The 19,255-nt window shown below is 40.8% G+C and carries 17 protein-coding genes; 15 read left to right on the top strand and 2 right to left on the bottom strand.

Annotated features, from left to right (window positions below; genetic code table 11):
• The first annotated feature begins 23 nt into the window (after positions 1 to 23).
• The 9 genes from B2W36_RS05690 (at position 24) to B2W36_RS05650 (ending at position 12,926) form a co-directional block, all read left to right on the top strand.
• Entirely contained in the window at positions 24 to 587 is a 564-nt protein-coding gene (locus tag B2W36_RS05690; protein WP_209576228.1) for an RNA polymerase sigma factor, read from the top strand.
• A gap of 67 nt (positions 588 to 654) precedes the next feature.
• Positions 655 to 1,791 (top strand): FecR family protein, encoded by a 1,137-nt coding sequence (locus B2W36_RS05685; protein WP_293886777.1) that lies wholly within the window; start codon positions 655 to 657, stop codon positions 1,789 to 1,791.
• Positions 1,792 to 1,975: 184 nt separating this feature from the next.
• Positions 1,976 to 5,557 carry a SusC/RagA family TonB-linked outer membrane protein gene (locus B2W36_RS05680; RefSeq protein WP_293886775.1) on the top strand — a complete coding sequence of 1,194 codons (3,582 nt, stop codon included), beginning with the start codon at positions 1,976 to 1,978 and terminating at the stop codon, positions 5,555 to 5,557.
• A gap of 12 nt (positions 5,558 to 5,569) precedes the next feature.
• Positions 5,570 to 7,033 (top strand): RagB/SusD family nutrient uptake outer membrane protein, encoded by a 1,464-nt coding sequence (locus tag B2W36_RS05675; RefSeq protein ID WP_293886773.1) that lies wholly within the window; start codon positions 5,570 to 5,572, stop codon positions 7,031 to 7,033.
• A 28-nt stretch (positions 7,034 to 7,061) separates the two neighbouring features.
• Positions 7,062 to 8,213: a thioredoxin-like domain-containing protein gene (locus tag B2W36_RS05670; protein WP_293886771.1), complete on the top strand. Its 1,152-nt coding sequence runs from the start codon at positions 7,062 to 7,064 to the stop codon at positions 8,211 to 8,213.
• Between the two features lie 75 nt (positions 8,214 to 8,288).
• Complete coding sequence (locus B2W36_RS05665) at positions 8,289 to 8,744, top strand: GNAT family N-acetyltransferase (RefSeq protein WP_293886769.1); 456 nt, start codon at positions 8,289 to 8,291, stop codon at positions 8,742 to 8,744.
• 161 nt (positions 8,745 to 8,905) lie between these two features.
• On the top strand, positions 8,906 to 11,131 hold the full coding sequence (locus B2W36_RS05660) for an outer membrane beta-barrel family protein (RefSeq protein ID WP_293886768.1): 2,226 nt from the start codon (positions 8,906 to 8,908) through the stop codon (positions 11,129 to 11,131).
• Between the two features lie 4 nt (positions 11,132 to 11,135).
• Positions 11,136 to 12,206: a sensor histidine kinase gene (locus tag B2W36_RS05655; protein ID WP_293886766.1), complete on the top strand. Its 1,071-nt coding sequence runs from the start codon at positions 11,136 to 11,138 to the stop codon at positions 12,204 to 12,206.
• A 3-nt stretch (positions 12,207 to 12,209) separates the two neighbouring features.
• Positions 12,210 to 12,926: a LytR/AlgR family response regulator transcription factor gene (locus B2W36_RS05650; RefSeq protein WP_293886764.1), complete on the top strand. Its 717-nt coding sequence runs from the start codon at positions 12,210 to 12,212 to the stop codon at positions 12,924 to 12,926.
• Between the two features lie 138 nt (positions 12,927 to 13,064).
• On the opposite strand, the gene B2W36_RS05645 is transcribed toward B2W36_RS05650, so the two are convergent.
• Together B2W36_RS05645 and B2W36_RS05640 are read right to left on the bottom strand one after the other, a co-directional pair.
• Entirely contained in the window at positions 13,065 to 14,111 is a 1,047-nt protein-coding gene (locus tag B2W36_RS05645) for a hypothetical protein (RefSeq protein ID WP_293886762.1), read from the bottom strand.
• Positions 14,112 to 14,393: 282 nt separating this feature from the next.
• On the bottom strand, positions 14,394 to 14,852 hold the full coding sequence (locus tag B2W36_RS05640) for a hypothetical protein (RefSeq protein ID WP_293886760.1): 459 nt from the start codon (positions 14,850 to 14,852) through the stop codon (positions 14,394 to 14,396).
• A gap of 537 nt (positions 14,853 to 15,389) precedes the next feature.
• Here B2W36_RS05640 and B2W36_RS05635 point away from each other — a divergent pair.
• The 6 genes from B2W36_RS05635 to B2W36_RS05610 all read left to right on the top strand — a co-directional run bounded on the left by B2W36_RS05635 (position 15,390) and on the right by B2W36_RS05610 (position 18,946).
• Positions 15,390 to 15,977: a hypothetical protein gene (locus tag B2W36_RS05635; protein ID WP_293886758.1), complete on the top strand. Its 588-nt coding sequence runs from the start codon at positions 15,390 to 15,392 to the stop codon at positions 15,975 to 15,977.
• A 342-nt stretch (positions 15,978 to 16,319) separates the two neighbouring features.
• Positions 16,320 to 16,664 (top strand): hypothetical protein, encoded by a 345-nt coding sequence (locus B2W36_RS05630; protein WP_293886756.1) that lies wholly within the window; start codon positions 16,320 to 16,322, stop codon positions 16,662 to 16,664.
• A 333-nt stretch (positions 16,665 to 16,997) separates the two neighbouring features.
• A complete protein-coding gene (locus B2W36_RS05625; protein ID WP_293886754.1) occupies positions 16,998 to 17,513 on the top strand; it encodes a hypothetical protein in 516 nt (171 codons plus the stop codon).
• Between the two features lie 8 nt (positions 17,514 to 17,521).
• Positions 17,522 to 17,821, top strand: a complete 300-nt coding sequence (locus B2W36_RS05620; protein WP_293886752.1) for a hypothetical protein — start codon at positions 17,522 to 17,524, stop codon at positions 17,819 to 17,821.
• A gap of 148 nt (positions 17,822 to 17,969) precedes the next feature.
• Positions 17,970 to 18,446, top strand: a complete 477-nt coding sequence (locus B2W36_RS05615) for a hypothetical protein (protein ID WP_293886750.1) — start codon at positions 17,970 to 17,972, stop codon at positions 18,444 to 18,446.
• 110 nt (positions 18,447 to 18,556) lie between these two features.
• On the top strand, positions 18,557 to 18,946 hold the full coding sequence (locus B2W36_RS05610; protein ID WP_293886748.1) for a hypothetical protein: 390 nt from the start codon (positions 18,557 to 18,559) through the stop codon (positions 18,944 to 18,946).
• Positions 18,947 to 19,255 lie beyond the last annotated feature (309 nt).

Here is a 19,255-nt window from a genome sequence, read left to right as displayed (position 1 = left end):
TGATTTCAGGTTCTGAATAACAGATGTATTGCTACGCAGATTTATCGGATAAAGAGTTGATTGCGCTTGTTTTAGAAAAAGATGAACAAGCGTTTGGCGTCCTATATGAGCGATATTTTCCGCTGTTATTTATTTATGCCCGCAAAATCATAGCCGATGAGGAGGTGGTAAAGGATCTTCTTCAGGACGTATTTGTGTCCCTCTGGTCAAAGACTCCGTTAGCAATAAATAGGAGTTTTTCTTCTTACATCTATGCGGCTGTGCGGTTCCAGCTATTTGACTACATGGACAAGCAGAAAGTGAGAAAGGGCTATGCCGATTCACTACAATATTTTTTGGATCAGGGCGAATACTCGACCGACAACTACCTCCTCGAAAAAGAATTGCAACAGCAGATCGAAAAAGAAATCATGAATCTTCCACCAAAGATGCGGGAGATATTTATCCTGAGCCGTCAGGAAGAAAAAAGCTATGAAGAAATTGCAAAACAACGCAATGTTTCACTAAACACGGTTCGCAAGCAGGTGAGTAATGCCTTGAAAATCATGCGTTCAAAATTAACCTTACTGTTTTTTACTTTTTTTTAAATTTCATCTACTACTTTTCTCCGCGTTAACCTACCTATAACAAAACAACGTATTAACCTTTGTTATCATGGAGCGTAAAAACGCAAAAGAAATTCTTGAACGTTACCGTTTGGGCACCTGTTCTGAAGAAGAGAAATCTTGGGTTGAAACCTGGCATCTTCAACAGCTTAAGGAAAGCCAATATACGGCCAATTTAGCGGATATAAAGCGTATACAAGACGAGGTGAAGAGCAGAATTGAGGTCAATATCTACGATAATGTCAAACGGATAAGAAGGAAGAATCAGCTGTTTAAAATAAGTGCAGTTGCAGCGTCTTTAATCTTCGTATTGGGCGTCAGCTATTTCTTTAGTAGAGAGTCTACTAAGGAACCTATAGCGCACCCGGTTTGGCAGCAGGCTGATATTCAGCCGGGAGGTCATAAAGCTGTTTTGTTGAGCGGTGATGGGAGCGCTATCCAGTTAAGTGAGCGCCGGAATACCATCATCGTGGGGGCACAGATCAGGTATGCTGACGGTCCAGAATTGCTTCAGGGTGACCCTACTTCTTCCTTATCCGAAGCGCCCACAGTTCGTACCCTACAAACCCCCAAGACGGGAACATACAATATCGTACTGGCAGACGGTACCAAGGTATGGCTTAATGCCTATTCCTCTTTAAAATTCCCGTCCAGATTTGAGGGCAAGGAGCGCGTGGTGGAATTGACTGGTGAAGCCTATTTTGAAGTCGCCCACAATAAAAAACAACCTTTTAAAGTACGCAGTCAACAGCAGACGATAGAGGTGCTGGGTACACATTTCAATCTATCTGCTTACACATCCGAAGCCACCGTAACCACACTTTTAGAAGGTGCTGTTAAAGTAAATAATGTTGATGACAGCAAGTCGGTTTTGCTAAAGCCTGGTCAACAAAGTACCGTTAAGGAAGATACGAAACAGATCCAGCTCGCCCAGAGCAATACCGAGCATGCGGTAGCCTGGAAGAATGGCTACTTTAATTTCGATAACGAAACCTTAGGCAGCATTCTCAATAAGATAGCGCGCTGGTACGATGTGGAATTTACCTATGAAAAGACGCCGTCCAATAAGACCTATATTGGGACCGTATCCCGATCGCGCAACCTTTCCGCCGTACTGCGTGCATTGGAGGCCGTCGCTGATGTTAAATTTAAACGAACGGGAAGAAAAATCACCGTCACCCCCTAGATCAACAGAATAATAACTAAACCTATCGAAAAACCAACATCATGAAACACCCGCCCTAGTGAAAAACTAAAAATTGGGTCACAAAAAAAACCGAATGTGCTGCGAACACATCCGGTCGATTTTTGGGTCCCAATCATTAATTCCAACAACTAACAATAGCATCTAACCCAAATTACTCAAATGTATGAATTTTTACCTTGAAAAATGGAGGGGGACTCCTGTCTATATCCTCTATAAAACGCTCGTCGTGATGAAACTTATTCTTGTGCTGCTGACATTTGGCCTGTGTCAGGTATATGCAAGTGGCTTTGCTCAAAAAATAACGCTAAAGGAAAAAAATGCTTCTTTAGAACTTATTATCAATAAAATCCGTCAACAAAGTGGTTACGATTTTATTGGCGATGCTGCACTAATCAAAAAAGTCAATGGTCTCAGCCTCACCGTAAAAGACGCGCCGCTGGTTGACGTCCTAAATCAGCTCTTCAAAAATACCAACATTACGTATCGAATTGATACCGATATTATCGCATTAAAGCCAAAGACTGAGGTGATGACCGCTAATCAGCAAATCGTCATCAGCGGCAGAGTGGTCAATGAGCGGGGTGAAAGTCTATCGGATGCCTCTGTGCGCGTAATCCACAGCGAGGTGATGACAAAAACGGATAAAGACGGCTCATTCAGCCTACGGGTATCCGATAAAGAGGCAATGATTTTGGTTTCTTACGTGGGTTATGAACCCCTCACGCTCAAAGCCAAAGAATCCATGGGGCTAATCCAGCTTACGGCAAGTTTGTCAACACTGGAAGGTGTCGATATCACGGTGAGTACAGGTTATCAGACGATTTCGAAAGAGCGTGCTACAGGGGCCTTCAGCCAGGTCGGGCAATCGGTATTGGCCAGGCGTCCTGCATCCAACCTTTCCAGTGCACTGCAAGGTACGGTAGCGGGTATGCAAGCCAAGGAAAATGAAGACGGTAGTGTAGACTTTCTGATCCGGGGCAATAGCACCCTATATGCCGATAGTAAACCACTGGTCGTGGTGGATGGTTTCCCCATATCGAGTAGCAACTTCTCGGATATCAATCCCAATGACGTCGAATCTGTCACTGTACTGAAAGACGCCGCTGCGGCATCCATCTGGGGAGCACGTGCCGCCAATGGCGTTATTGTTATTGTCACCAAAAAAGCTAAAACCGATAATAAACTTATCATCCAGGGAAGTGCATTTTCTAGGATAGCGCGAAGACCAGACCTAAACTACATCCTTACACAAGCCAATTCGGCCGATCATGTTGCCTACGAACGTAAGGCTTATGAAAACAACTGGGCCTTTTATCCCTATGCGGGTTCGTTTGGTGACATAGCGAACTCATTGACATTAGCGCAGGAAGCATTATATGCCAATCAATACGGTAAAATGTCTACAGCCGACATGAACGCCGAACTAGACCGATTGAGCAAGATTGATAATCGCGGGCAGCTCCGGGATTTGCTCACGCAAAATGCCCTACTGAATCAATACAATATCAATCTGCAGGCCGGCAATCAGCGTGTACGGAACTACACCTCTGTTCTCTATGAAAAAAACAAAGGTGCCTTTCAGAAAAACGGTTATGACCGTTTTAATTTAAATTTCAACAATGATTTTAAGATTACCTCTTTTTTGCAGTTTAACTTAGGCGCCAACCTACAATACAAAAAACAGCAGTATGGGGGCGCTACCCTTGAGGAGATCGCGCAATTATCGCCTTATGAACTGCTCTTGAACGAAGATGGTAGTTATGGGGTCAATCTAAAAACCTACAACCGTGAACAGCTTAGTCTGATTCCGACTGAAAAATTCACTTATGCCGACTGGTCGTACAACTTATTGCGCGAAGTGCGTGGCCGAGAGTTTACTGACGAGCGCATCAATGCCCGTATACAGACGGGCCTTAACCTCAAGATCATTCCAGGGCTTACCTTCGATACCAAATTCCAATACGAGCGCAATAAGATAGACCGGCAGCGTATGTATGATGAAAGTACCTTCTATGTACGCAGTCTGGTGAATAGAAAAACGCAGTATGACGATGATACAAAGACCGTAGGTAAAGCTTATATCCCTAAAGGCGGGATTTTGAGACGTGGCATTAGACAGTATGAAGATGGCTCCAATGACGAGGAATTGGGGGCGGAGGATATACAAAGTTTTGTCTTTAGGAACCAATTGAATTTTGACCGGACGTTCGGTTCCGACCATCAGATCTCGGCCATTGCCGGTATTGAAGTGTCGCAATACTTGACTAACGGAACCATCAATCCGACCGTGTACGGCTATTACAAAGACAAGCTTCAGGCGACTACACCACCTTATGGTTATGGGAGTTCGGTAGACCAATTTACCGATTTTGAAGGTTACCCGACCACTATTCCTGGAGGTAATACAACGTTTAAGTGGCAAAAAAACAAATTTGTGTCACTCTACGGAAATGCGGCTTACACCTACCTGAGCCGCTATACGCTATCTGGAAGTATACGAAGTGATGCCTCGAATTTCATCACAGACGATCCCAAACTACGGTGGTCACCATTATGGTCAATAGGAGCTAAATGGAATGTCGCGAAGGAAAACTTTATGACTTCGCAAGAAGGTATAGACCGACTTGAAATGCGCCTGACCTATGGTAAAAATGGGAATATGGAAAATTCGACCTCTACGGCGACATTACTCAATGTAGGCGGCAGTCTAAATACATCAACAGGCACCATTACCGCAACCATTGCTGATAATGGTAATCCTAGCCTACGTTGGGAAAAGACAGCGTCAACCAACCTTGGAGTCGACTTCTCCCTATATAAGGGCCTGCTATTTGGTTCGTTGGATCTATACCGCAAAAAGGGCTCTGGTATCATTGGGCAGATCGCGCTGCCTACAGCAACTGGAACGCAAATCCAAAAATTCAATAATGCCGAAATCACCAATAAAGGGTTCGAAATTGCACTGGGTACGCGTGTCGAAATAAGCAAAAACATACTTTATCAGACGAATATCAATTATGCTTTTAACGCAAATAATATAGACCAGCTCTATAACCCCTCATTGTATACTTACCAAATGATCAATGGGGCTTTTGTTGAAGGCCGCCCCGTAGGTTCTATTTATGCTTTTGACTACGTCGGTATGATCAATGGAGTACCGCATGTCGCCGGACCGAACAATAGTCAGCAGAGTTTCAATGATGTGTCGCTGTACAATCGAGGTTTGGGACTTCCATTCCTGCATTACATGGGTACTAGCGTACCACCACATACACTCGGCTGGACCAATACGTTACAACTCGGTAATTTTAACATCATGTGTATCCTATTGGGCAAGATGGGTAGTGTATACCGTAATCCTGTATTTAACTATGCAGCACTCGTAGGGTCTGATAAGACTTTTGTCAATAAATATGTGAATGAAGTGCTGGCGGGGAATCCTAATATTCCAGGATTTGCACTTCCTGATGAGCCTAACCTCTACCTTTGGGATCGCTACAGTGAGGCGCTAAGCAGCCAGGTGGAAAAGTCGTCCTATATCGAGTTAAAAGAGCTTAGTTTGGGATACAAGTTGTCTAACCGGTGGACAGAAGCCATCCGATTAAACCATGTCAATCTATTTGTACAGGCGCGTGACCTTGGCCTGATCTGGCATGCTAATGCGAAAGGGTACAATCCCGATTGGCTACCAGGTACGATGCGACCTGCACAGAGCTATACATTCGGTATTAATTTTCAATTTTAATAACAGAAAAACATGAGAGTGTTCCTATATATCGGGTTTGCCGCTACCATACTGACGACCGCAAGCTGCAAAAAATACCTATCCGAAGAGCCCAAGAAACAGGCTAGTATCAAAACCGTGGAGCAGTTAGAAGCTTTGGTCAATAATGCTACCGAGTTTTCGAAAGAAACTAACTTTACGGCTACCTATTCGACCGACGATACGGAGATCAGCAAGGAGCTGTATAAAAATAACGTCACGGCTTTTACAGTCAATAGTCTTCAGCGTTATGTGTCATCTACAGCGGGTATTGAAAACCTCGCTACTGACGAGCTGTGGACTGGAGAATTCAAAAAGATTTTCACCGCAAATGTCATTTTAAAAAATATCGACCTGGTTAGCGGTGATGAAGCCAGTCGCCGAAGGGTTAAAGCGGATGCCCATTTTATCCGGGCGATGTCTTATTGGATCTTAGTCAATAACTATTGTGCGCCTTATGCTGCGGCGAATATGAATAGTTTAGGACTGCCGTTAAAGCGTACCGTAGATTACGAAGAATCGCTAAAACGGGCCACACTTCAGGAAACTTACGATTTCATTCTGGCAGATATCGAAGCAGCAAAGAAAGTGGCTGAAGCCGATGTCGATCCTAGAAAGACCTGGCGGGTAAGCCAGAAAGCTATTTCAGCTTTCATGAGCCGGTACTATTTATTTACGGGTGACTACGATAAGAGTTTAGCCGAATCAAACAAGGCACTGGAGTCGGCTACCGTAAGTTTAGTGGACTATAATACCATACTTCCGGGCAGAAGCGTCTCTTACAGCAATCCAGCGGCAACGCTCCGGTACAGTCAATTAAACGACTGGAATGCCGCGAAATATCTCTATTGGAGCGAGCTTTACTACAGCCGTTATCAATATACCGGTGAACAATGGTATCTGCCGAGTAACGCACTGGTAGCGCTGTACGATCAGACCAACGATCTCCGTTACAAGCATCTGATGATTCCGAATGGCGGCCGGCGTTTCAATGTCGTGACACCAGCTGCGTATCGGTACACCATGTTTACCGACGGGAGCATCTTAGTTTCAGGTCCGACGAGAGCCGAGATGCTTCTTAATAAAGCCGAGGTGCTGGCTCGTCAGGGAGATGTTCAGAATGCCTTGTTGGCGGTCAATACCCTACGTCAAAAACGGATGTCCACCTATAGTGCACTTACGGCAGCTAACAAGGATGAAGCGATTAAACAGGTGCTGGCTGAAAGACGCCGTGAACTTCCTTTTGTGATGCGATGGTACGATATACGCCGATTTAGTGTCAACGACTACGCTGCGGATAATATTACCGTAAAGAGAGACTTTTACCAAGTCAATAGAACAGGAGTTGACCTCTCTACACCCCAAATTTATACCCTCGAAAGTAAGCATTTGGTCGTACCGATCAACGGTGTGGAGATCGATGCCAGCAAGGGACAGATCCAGCAGAATCCTTATTAAAACATGAAATACGATTATACATTACGTCATGAAATTCAAAAATATAGTAATCACAATAAGCCTGTTGATAGCGAGCTGCCTATATAGCTTCGGACAGGTCAAAACCTTTACAGTGACCTCCAAGATTACCGACTTGAAGGATAGTACCTACAACATGACCATCTGGAATGGGATATCAGATGTGGCTTTTAAAAAAGGCAGCACTAAAAATGGACAGATATACTATCAGGATACCACTTCCGTACCGCTGATCATACGCCTAACCCTTCCGACCGAATCGCTTTATAAGCGTGTCGACCGAGGTTACATTCCTGTCAAAAGCCAATCCATCTGGTTTGTCGCCATGCCGGGTGGTAAAATATTACTGAAAGGAAAGCTGTCTGATTTTGCTGAAGTATATCCGAGTGGGGATAAAGAAAATGATGTCATCAGTAAACTCAATAAGGGCTATCACCCCTTGTTGAATAAATCGGCAAACATTGAACTGAAACTGGCAAAAGATACGGTAGAAGAAGCGCTCAAAAAGCGTCTTGAAGCCGAACAAGAACGGATCGATTCCGAAGCCGAAAAATACTTGAAGGACTTTTTAAAGAAGAATATTTCGTCAATAGCCGGACTCTATTACCTGGAAGATATGCTGATCAGGGAGATTGTGACGATCGAGACAGTGGAGGCTCTATTACCTACTGTAGCGAAGGCGTACCAAAGCTCCCCGTTCTATACGATTTTAAAGAACCGTGTAGCGGGAAGTAAATATGATGTAGGCAAGTCCATATTCCAGATAAAAACCAGGAATACATATGACGGACAGGTGTTTGACTCCAACAGCTGGAAGGGGAAATTTTACCTCATCGATTTTTGGGGCTCATGGTGTGGCCCATGTATGGCCGATGTCCCTGATCTGAAAAAATTGAGAGACAGCTACCCCGATCAACTGCGTGTGCTGGGCATTGCGTCCGATAAAAATGACAGCTGGCGAAAAGCCATCGAGCAGCACAACCTCAACTGGGCGCATATATTGAACGACAAAGGAAGCAACAATTATGTACTGCGTCTGAATGTCACTGGATTTTCAACAAAGATCCTCGTGGATCCTAACGGAACCATCGTATACCGAAGTACCGGCGGCGGAGAAACCTCCTTTGAAAAGATAAGCGAAATTATCAAAAACTGGAAGTAAAAGCCAATAACGAAAACGCCTGAACCTAGCAATTCAGGCGTTTATTTGTTACATTCGCATAGCTAAAAGGAACTCATGCAAATCGTTCAATACACACCGGACTTCAGAGAAGATTGTCTAGCAATCTTCAACAGTAACCTGCCTAAATTTTTTGCTGCGGACGAACTGGAACTTTTTGACAAGTTTTTGGATGAGGTCATTCCAGCTGATTATTACGTCGTTTTAATTGATGGCCGGCCTGTTGCCTGTGGTGGGATATTTTTTGATAACAGAAATAATGAGGCTGGATTGGCCTGGGGTATGGTCAGTGTTTTCTATCATAACAGAGGGATTGGTAAGCTGTTGACAGCGTTTAGAATAGCTCTTTTAAAGAAAAGGTATCCCGACAAAATGCTAAAAATTGAAACGTCTCAGCATACGGCGGGCTTTTACGAAAAAAATGGCTTTTCCATTGTTGATATTGTGCCCGATGGTTTTGGTCAAGGAATCGATAAGTATACCATGGAGATGGCTCCCGCAACAGGAAATTAAAGGTGTAGCAATTCGGTGGCAAGCTAGTAATACCACTCAAAAGCGAGCGCCACTCGTCGTGGCTTTTTGCCGTTCATCACGCCGATCTTACCGTTCGAATAAATTATTTAGGTAACCGCAATTCGGGCAATACATTCGTATCAAATCAAGAAATACGAATAATGACCACAAAATTTATTTATCTGCAGTTTGCCGCAACGCTCTTTGCTTGCTGTGCGGCGTATGGAGAGACCAATTTGTTTTTACAGGATACAACTACCCTTAAGTCAATACGGCTGAGCGAGGTTGAAGTGTCGGGGCGGGTAAATCCCCTTAAAATTGCTCCTGGTAAGCTGACTTATCAGGTCACCAAAGGGAGTGCAGGTTCTTCGGGGAGCGCGCTGGAGCTGCTGCGCAGAATGCCCGGCGTGAGTATATTAGCCAATGGTACGATCAGTTTAAACGGGCAAGCCGGCATTCAGCTGCTGGTGGATGGAAAGACAAATTTTATGAATGGCGAAAATCTAATCAATTTTCTAGCTTCCATGCCCGCTTCATCGCTTGATGTGGTCGAACTTATTACACAGCCAGATGCTACCCTGGATGCCAACGGTGAAGCCCGGTTTATCAATCTCAAACAAGCCATTCGTAAGGCCAATGGCCTAACTGTGTCGGTAGCAACCAATGCCGAACAAGGGAAGTATAGCCGGACTTATCAAAATATCGCCGTGGCCGCCAATACGTCCAAGTGGACGACGTCACATACGTATTCGTATGGGGAAGGTACCGAATTGATCGATGTCAATTCGACCCGGTATATCAGCCGTGGAACGGATATGGGCAGCAATGCCTTACGATTGGATATGGATGCCGTAAGAAAAAGAAAATACCACAATCATTATTACAACGGCACGCTCGACTATACGCCCAATGAAAACGTGAAAATAGGGGGCTATGTACTTATCAACAATCATGAGCGGACCAAACAGGAAGCTGTCCGTTCTCATTTTTTTTACAGCTCTTCACAGCCAGATTCCAGCATAGCAACTGCGAATATCTTAAAGCATACTTTTAAGAATTTTAGCACAGGAGCACATGTAACGCTACAGCTCGGTACAGGTTCCAAATGGGAGAATTATGTTGACCGGCAACAGTTTAGGCAAGCGGAAACTCAAGATCAACTGTTGGATAAATTTGGTGCTGACGGATCAGCGATGGCCTCCCAGCAGGAGCTGCGCGGTGAGACGGGGGGAAAGGTTACGATTACAACCATACAATCGAAATACCTGCTTGACATCCGGCCAGATGTGGCGGCTTCCTTTGGAGGAAAATTGACGCAGGTTGACATGCATACCCGTTCATTGTTTCAGCAGGCAGCTGATAAGCATTGGCAGGTGCGTCCCGAGCTAAGCAATACGTTCGGTCATGAGGAGCAGCTAAAAGCACTTTTTATGCAAACGCGGTACAACCCGTCGGACGTTTGTCAGATCGATCTGGGACTACGTTTTGAGGATGCTGCTTTTAAGAGCACCACGGCACATGAACTGGATACAGCTTTTACCGTACAAAGATCCTATAGCAACTTCTTCCCCAACCTTACCCTCACTTATGCACTGGATGCAGCGCAAAAGCTTTCGGTCAATTACCATAGGCGGGTCAACCGGCCCAATTTTAAAGACTTGAGCCCATTTGTTGAAGTAAACGACCCTTATTTGTACGAGAAAGGAAATCCGGCATTGAAACCCGAATTTGGCAACAATATGGAGCTTACCTGGTTGTTTAAAAATTCATATTCACTGCAGCTCCGCTATAGCCAACGGCAAAATGCGATCAGCAAGAGCTACAACCTGGACGAACAAAGGCGGACTATTGTGATGCCGATGAACCTGGAACATGCATCTACGGTGGGGCTGCGGTTTAATGCCGCCAATATTTCTCCCGTCAAAAAGTGGAACATCCAGCTGAATGGAAACCTGATGTACAGTAGTTTTGAATGGCTTGCAGGAAACGATGTGCAGCAAAATAGGCGGCTTGTCCCTTCTTTGCAAGTCCAGAATACTATCAGTCTGCCTTTTAAACTCAGTTTAGACCTCAACGGTTTCTGGAATGGCGCTACTGCCGAGGGGCAGGCTACTATTGCTTCCCTCTGGTCGATGAATACCGGAGTACGCAAAACCTTCTTGCAAGATAAATTAACTTTGTATATTTATGGCAATGACCTTTTCCGGACAAACAGGCCTCAAATAACCTTTAGTAGTGACGCTATGGAAGGCAAATACCGGGAGTTGTACGACAGCAGATCCGTGGGGATCAATCTTTCCTATCGATTACACCGTGGAAAGAAAGATAATCTAAAGAGCGAGCGTGGCAACGACCGTTTAGAAGAAGGTAACCGGATTAATTATTGATATCATGAGAGCGAGCATTGCAAAACTAAGTGTAAATCCCATACATTATCTAGGCCCGGCGCTTTGGGGAATCGCTTCTTTCAATATTCTTCGTGTGGTGACGGATTTAACGAAAAAAAATGAATTTTGGTCTGGGGGTGTTAAGATCCATTCGGTCGGGCTGCTCATCTCGGTGATTTTTTGTTATGTGATCACCTTCTTGTGGCGGCGGCGGCTGGGCAGAATATTTGCTGCAAAGCCTACCGTTACAACCAATGTAGCGGTAGAGTATATGGTTGCCGTCGTACAGATAATGGGTCTATTGAATCCAACCGTGTATGTGTCGGAGCGCCTCGGCTGGGTATATATGGGTGACGGTTATATTGATTATATCTTGGTCAACGCGATTTATGTACCGCTCTTTCTGCTGTACTACATGTTTTTGCGGAACGAGCGCAGCGACAGGAATATGGCCGAAAATCGCATCTACGTTGAACAGATCAAAGCGGATAAGTTAGATACCGAATTGCAGTTGCTGAAAAGTCAATATCATCCACATTTCCTGTTCAATGCACTCAATACCGTTTATTTTCAGATTGACGAATCCAATACATTGGCAAAAAATAGTGTTGAGCAGCTTTCGGAACTGTTGCGCTACCAGATTTACACGATGGATGAGGAGGTCTCCATGGAGCAGGAACTTGCATTTTTGACATCGTATATAGCGTTTCAGCAGCAGCGGCTGACGGCAAGATTGCATGTGCATACCGACATTGAAAAGGATTGGACAGGTGTCCGTATCTATCCTCTACTGTTTCAGCCTTTAATAGAGAATGCCTTTAAATATGTGCGTGGAGCATACGAGATCGCGATTTGCCTCAAGCGTGAAGGAACTAAAATCTATTTCAGTATTTCAAACAGTTTGTCTGGAGCAGCTGCCGATGCGTCAGCAATTCCGCGGACTGAGCGAACGGAGTCGGGGGCTGGACTTTCCAATCTGGAAAAGAGGTTGGCATTGCGCTATCCGCAGCGGCATACCTTGCACACGCATACCGATGGAACGTGTTTTTTGGCAGAATTAATACTAGATTTATAAGTGATGATGATGGAGATCAAATGTGCTATCGTAGACGACGAGCCTTTTGCGCGTAAGGGAATTGCATCTTATATAGCGAAAATAGATTTTTTGAAGCTTGTTGTGGAATGCGAAGATGCGATTGAATTGAGCCAATATCTGCGCTCGCATCCCCTTGATCTGATCTTTCTTGATATCGAGATGCCCGAGATCTCGGGTTTGGATTATATAGCGAGCTTAAGCAATCCGCCGAAGATTATCGTGGTGTCGGCCTACGAAAAGTATGCTTTGCGCGGGTACGAATTGGAAGTAGTCGATTATCTGTTAAAGCCTGTACCTTTTGAACGCTTCTTTAAGGCGGCCAATCGGGCATTCGATGTACTCTGCAATGCTGCTCCTTCGGCAGGGGTGTTGGCAAATCCACAGGAGGCGCATATCTTTCTGAAGGTGGACAAACAATTAAAAAAGATTTTTATTCAGGATATCTTGTTTGTACAGAGTATGGGTAACTACGTGGTTGTGCATACCTCAGGTACACGTGAAGTGACCTATTGCAGCCTACAGCAAATGATAAGCATGCTGCCAGCTCAGCACTTTATTGCCTGCCATCGATCCTATCTGGTCAATAGGAATAGGATAGCAATCATAGCAGGGAATCAGTTACATGTTGGGGAATATAAAATTCCGATCGCCAGAAATCTAAGGGATGACGTGATGGCAGTGATCTTGAATCGGAGTTGAGTAGGTACTGCAGTTTGCAGTTTGGTAATTATACCAAATGAACTATTTTAGAAATAAAAGTTGATGATATCGAGGTGTTCTACGGCTTTGAACAATAAGGTGCTGGAGCATTTAATCAGAAACTCCGGTTGTAAGGATCTAGTGTTTGTAGAGAAGAGCTATCATCCTTGTTTCCAAATTGCAGTCATATTGCAGTTCTTTTCTTAATGTATCAGAAAGAACGTTGTTATGGAGCAGAACTTCTATGATATCTTTTCTGTGAAGCGCACAATTCGTTTTGCTATACAGAATTTCAAGCGGTTTTTTACAGGATTTGGTTTTATTTTTATTGAAAATATCGGTGTATATCCCTGCCAATCGCTCAACTTTGTGTTCATTTTTTGCCTTTTCGGCGATTTCGGTCAATAGCTTCGAGTCGCTGCTTTTGTAATTAGCAATCAGCAATTCCAAATAATCAATCGGATTTTTGGCAGTTTGTATTTTGTTCAAAGCAAAATCTCTGATGGCTTTGCTTTTTAGATATTTTAGTGCGTTAATGGCATTTTTAGCTATTCTGTTTTTGCCTGTCCACTTTTGTTTAGCAAAGTCTAAAATGAGTTGGCTACCGTAAGGAAATTTGTGAAAGCCAAAAATATCCAGAAGGCATTCAATATTTGCCGGTTTTTTTTCTTTCAAAAGATGCTTTGCAATAGTTTTTATTTCTTCTTCTGTTAAGTTTTTCATTCTAGCAAAAGAAATACGCGCTTTACTATTTAAAACTTCATCAATGATGTCTTTATATTTTTGGGGTTTTGTTCGCTGGGCTTTTAGGTCGGTTTCTGTTCGCTGTATGCTATCAAGGTAAAGACCTATGAACTTATTGGTCTGGGCTTTCATTTTAAGTTCTTCATAAACCTGTATATTTTGGTGTTCTGTTTGAAAATGTCGAATTATATTGTCGTCTTGCCAATCGTCAGGATGTTTTTCAATGTATTTTCCAAATTTTTCAGCAACGTAAAATAAGCCGTTAAGTCCGTCAAGTTCTATTATTTCATAAGCTCCGACCCAATCAGAACCTTCAATTGGATTATTTAAAAACCGGTTGTATACAGCCTCTTTTGCTTCAGCATCATTTTGCTGCGCATAAAGTTTTGCTAGGGCAAACAAATGTGTCAGGTTCCAGCTGTTGTTTTGCTCGTTGGCCAAGCCTTGCAAAACGGCTTTACGGATTTTGTCTTTCTGTTTTGAAATAGAAATAATCTCAAAAATATAAGTTGCCCGGTCGCTCTCGCATTGTCCGTCATAGGCGAAAATGTTTAATACACCTTGTATAATTTGATTTGAAAAGTCGACTTTCGGATGCTCTTTTACGATCAGATACGCTTCACCTGTCCCGCGTTTCAGTGCGTGAAGAAATTGTCGCTTTAGGATATCTATGTTGGTCATATTCCAAAGAATGGGGTTTACACAGACTTATGGATGAGCGAATCACAAATTATTCTCTTTAGCGATAATTTCGTCGATCTCATTACAGATCCGCTGAATGGGCTTTGTAAAGTAACTCTGTGCAAGCTGTACCCTTTTTTCTTTACCATTCTCGTGGCGATAACGTGCTATGAGAGATACATTGATAGTAATGAGACCGTATTGTTTGAGTTTGTGGATGGTAAACCCCTCTAGGCGATCGAGCGGCACAGTTACTTCCCTTCCTACAAGACCTTTACGTACACGCATTTCCCTTTTGTCCATATCGATGATAAAGTAAGATCGCAGCAGGGAAATTATTAGGATGACCAAAATACCGAGCATCCACCATTTAAAAGAGGATTCGGGAAGTTTTACGAATCCTACTATCGTTATAATGGAAAAAATGCCGATCAACGGTACATAGGTTCCTAGCTGAGGTTTCATTTTGTATTCGTTTCCGATTCTTTCGAAGTTTTTCATGTGCTTATCTCCTAATTTAGCTATATCGATATTCCAATCTGCTGACGCGGTTTAAGGGTCGCTAACTGGTATGTTAATAATCAACTATTAAGAATATCATTATTTGTTGTTGAATTAAGCTAGATCTTCAATAAATGATTACATTTTTCAAATATTCAAGTAAATAAAGTTATAAATTTACTTCATTAAAAAAAGCCAAAAAAACCAGTATATTTTTTAATCGGGGATCATTTGATACGAGCATGATTTCGGACAAAAAAATAAATGTAAAGCATTTTATAGTATATCATGTGTTTGCTTAGCATGATTGATTTATACTTGAAAGGTATTGAAAAGTAAGGAAAGGAGAGGATAAATTAGAGATAATCAATGGGCTCGACATCGCAGATCTGGAAGATAAGTCGGCTGGATGGAGCTTGACGCAATAAGCATCGTAAGAAATAAACTTCCGTAACATAGTATCATGAAAATATGTTTAAAAATGAGAAGTCAGTAATGAGAAAAATGAAACAGATTCTACATTGTTTACTAACCAGCATGATAAGTTGCCTGCTACTTATATCGAGCTGTAATGGACCTGTTGTTGAAAATAAAAAGATAAACTGCGCATTTAGGACAAACAGTGCTTATATTAAAGTTATCTTTGAAGATGGACTTATCCAAGATGACAAGTTTAGCTTTTCAACATTTCAACGAAATATCTTCGATTATGATGTTGTTACAAAGGCTCCGGATAAACTATTAGATAGTGCCGAATGGAACAAGTTGTATAAAACGATATTAAATAAATATCGAACCCAGGGAGATACCGTTAATCGCGATGACAATAAAATGTATCCCTATGGCGACTATAAAATTTACCTGATTACTTCTGAAAACGATATTTTATTGATTAATAATGATAACGATATTTTTTATAAAAGCAAAAACGGCATCGTTACGTTTCGGGATAAGGACTTTGGGGATCAAATCAGATTGCTGATTGACTATTACAATTATTTTGAGAAGGTCGACTTGGGCTATTTATCCGGAAATTCAGCTTTTTTGGATAAACATAGATTCAAGGAAAGAAAAAGTCGACGACGTCCTTCCATTTATAATCAAATTGATGTAAAATATGAGTAAGTGCTCATAAAATATTAACTTCTTGTAATACTTCACGTCAACTTGTGATCATATATTTAATGATTTTTTACCAATTATCTATAGATAGCGGGAATTGTTCAATTCGGATTAATTTACTACGGCAAAATAAAGAGATAAAAAATATGTATAATTATTGATAATTATATTTAAAGATTTCTCCGAGTAAATTGCCATCCGTTATAAAAGTATTGGATCATTCATACCTATTACCATGGAAAAAAACTCCTGTAGCAATATAGAGACACTAGATACCTCTGGAAATTAGTAAAGGAGATGTAGAGAGGTAGTTGGGATGATAGTTATAAAAAATTTAATAAAGTTATGAAGTTTAAAGTTCGATTTCCTGCTCCTTATCAAGTAGTCAATGTATATGATGATAACATTGATGTCAATATTATTTTGGAGAATGATGAGGTTTATTTTGGAACATTGTTTACGCTGACTAATATTGATAAACTGATGGAGAAAAATCGTGAAATCTATTTTTGGTCTACAGATATGCTTATTGTAAAAGAGCTCTCTCGTCGGGAAATTTATGCAGCTCTCCAAGCGGTATTAAATGAAGGATGTTTTAACTCTGTTTTCAGTAAAATAGGTGTGGTCAAGGATTTTTATTCGTATTTGGAGTGGAAAGATTTTTCGGATGTAGTATCAGAGATAAAGTAGTGATACATGGATTGAAATTAATGATGCAACGCCCAACGCTGTTAGAGAGGCTTTCGTATTTACTTCGGGTGGTTTTGTAATATGAGTATATAAAAAAAATTTCATCTGATTCAATAATGTTAGATGTTTGGAATGATAAAAAATTATACGTTTTTGAATTTGAACTTCATCGAATAGGTTTTTCAGAAGTTGATGAGAATGTAGACTTTGATACTATACCTGACAAAATACTTTTGAATTTAGATATGCTGAGGCTTGTATTGATGAGTATTGTTTAAATCATTTTAATTTATCAATAAATTACTTGAATCGCACACTTAATCCATTTACGGTATGGTAAGAACAATTTATTTTTATATATTTTTCTTTTTAATAGTTTCCTGTTCTGTTCGTCGGCAACTGCCGACATTGCAACTGAAAGAAAATGATAGTGAAAGACTTTTATTAAATGGGTATTATTATACAAAATTAGATAGCGTTTTTTTTGATGTCATTTTCCTGTATAAAAACGGAATAGTCTATCAAGGCGGGAACCCTGATATCAAAGACGGTTTTAAGAATATTGATGAAACTTTTTCGAAAAGTTACATTAATGACAAAAAGACGGGATATATTTGGGGATTATATATTGTTGATGGAAATCATATTACAATAGAACGATACTTAACCCCAATCTATGCTGAAAAATATCAAACCTATGTTGATAAAGGACACGTAGTAAATGAAAGAAAGTTTATCATAACTTCACGAAAATACATCAAAACGGGTAAGCTTGAAGCAAGACGAGATACGTTCAATTTTAGACCATTATCAATAAAGCCGGATAGTACAAATAATTTTATTAAATAATTTAAGAATTGAAGCCATTTCTATATATGGACGAAAAACAAATTGAAAGCTATGATTCATTGCATTATGCTAGATCTTACGATTCTATGATTCGCTTGAGAGACTATAACTATAAAGTAGCTATACCCTTTGGTGGAATTGGGGCGCATAATCCAGAAATGAATACCGTGGTGAGGTATGAATCTGGATATGCATTTGAATTGACGCCTGCGAGCCTGTTGCTTCATATAATTTTGATTATTTATTTTTCCGTTAAGATGATCAAAAATTTATTTGAACTTAAAAATAGACCTAAATATGATGTGTAAATTGGCTTTTCTGAATGATTGTGCTCAAATCATACTGATATTTGTATTTATTATATATGTATGCTCAGGATTATTGATTTATAGGAGGAATAAGTTGAAAGAGCGGAAATAGTGACGTTTCGCTGTGAATGTGCTAAAACTTAAAATCATGGATATAGGATTCGAAATTATCATTTCAAAAAAAGAAAGTGATGTTCAAAATTTAAGCTTTCAACAACCTTTTTTTAAATGGGGAGGGGTTGCATACCCTCAAGGTCCTGAGGAGGCGTTGTATAAATCATTTAAAATTATGAAATCAGATGTGCCAACTTTTGTATTAAACTATTTGCCAAATGAATTTAATACAGAAATTTGGGAATGCTTTACTATTAAAGAAGGTTTAAAACAAGAAATTAATGATATAGAAGATGCTGGTTATAGAGATGAGTTGAATGCCCTTTTATCTCTATTTATTGAAAATAGAAGTAAATGGATAGTGATATTTCAGCCAGGATATGATGATATTGATAGTGTTGTTAACGTAGGTTGGGATACAGTTGCTAAACGTATTATTAGCGCAACAAACCAAATGGATGGCGGATTTATCGCATGGAACTATCTTAATAAATATTCTAATTCGGTTTGATCGCCCTAGTGCTGTACAACAATTCGCTATATAAATAAAGATTAGCGGAAATGCTACATGTAATAGTGCGGCTTGCGTTATTCGTTAAGAGAATTTCAAAGTAAATTAATATGGCAAATTATAAATTGCAAGGTATAATGTTAGTGTTTCTAATTGGGGTTTTGTTTTGTTCTTCGATCCCTAATCAAGCTTCCAAAAATATCAGATTAATTGGTCAATGGCGTGGAAAAGTAGCGGATATCTCTATGATATTTACTTTCAGACGGGATTCTGGCTTGATAGAATATCTTCCATATAATAAGAAAGTGGCATTTAGATATCGAATTGAAAAAGATTCCATTCTTTCCATATCAAATGGTATTAACACGTCTACGCATACTATTGAATTTTTGTCTAAAGATAAATTTATATTATTACCGTATTTTAAAGGTTTCAATTCAGAAATAATCGATTTAATTGACCAGGGCGAATTTGTTAGAGAAAATTGTGACATGAAATAAATTATGGAAAAAAATGAATATACACATAGTACAAACAGTATGATTACGGGGTAAGATTTTACGATGCTTATATTGGTAGCTGGAACGTTGTGGATCCAGCTGATGAATTTTAGTACCCAGAGACGTAATCGTATCAAAATAGCGGAATAATGTAAACAGAGTAGTAATTATACTAAAAACATACATAGAAGTTGAAACAGTGAATAATGCATATAAGGATGGTGGCGCGGAGGCTTTACAACAATTGAAATTGTACTTTAATGTTCTCGCTAGTTCAACACGTATTATTGAAGTTAGAACTCCCCGAAT

The organism is Sphingobacterium sp. UBA3549, assembly GCF_002376635.1.
Lineage (GTDB): Bacteria > Bacteroidota > Bacteroidia > Sphingobacteriales > Sphingobacteriaceae > Sphingobacterium.
This window is presented reverse-complemented; position numbering and strand designations above follow the sequence as displayed.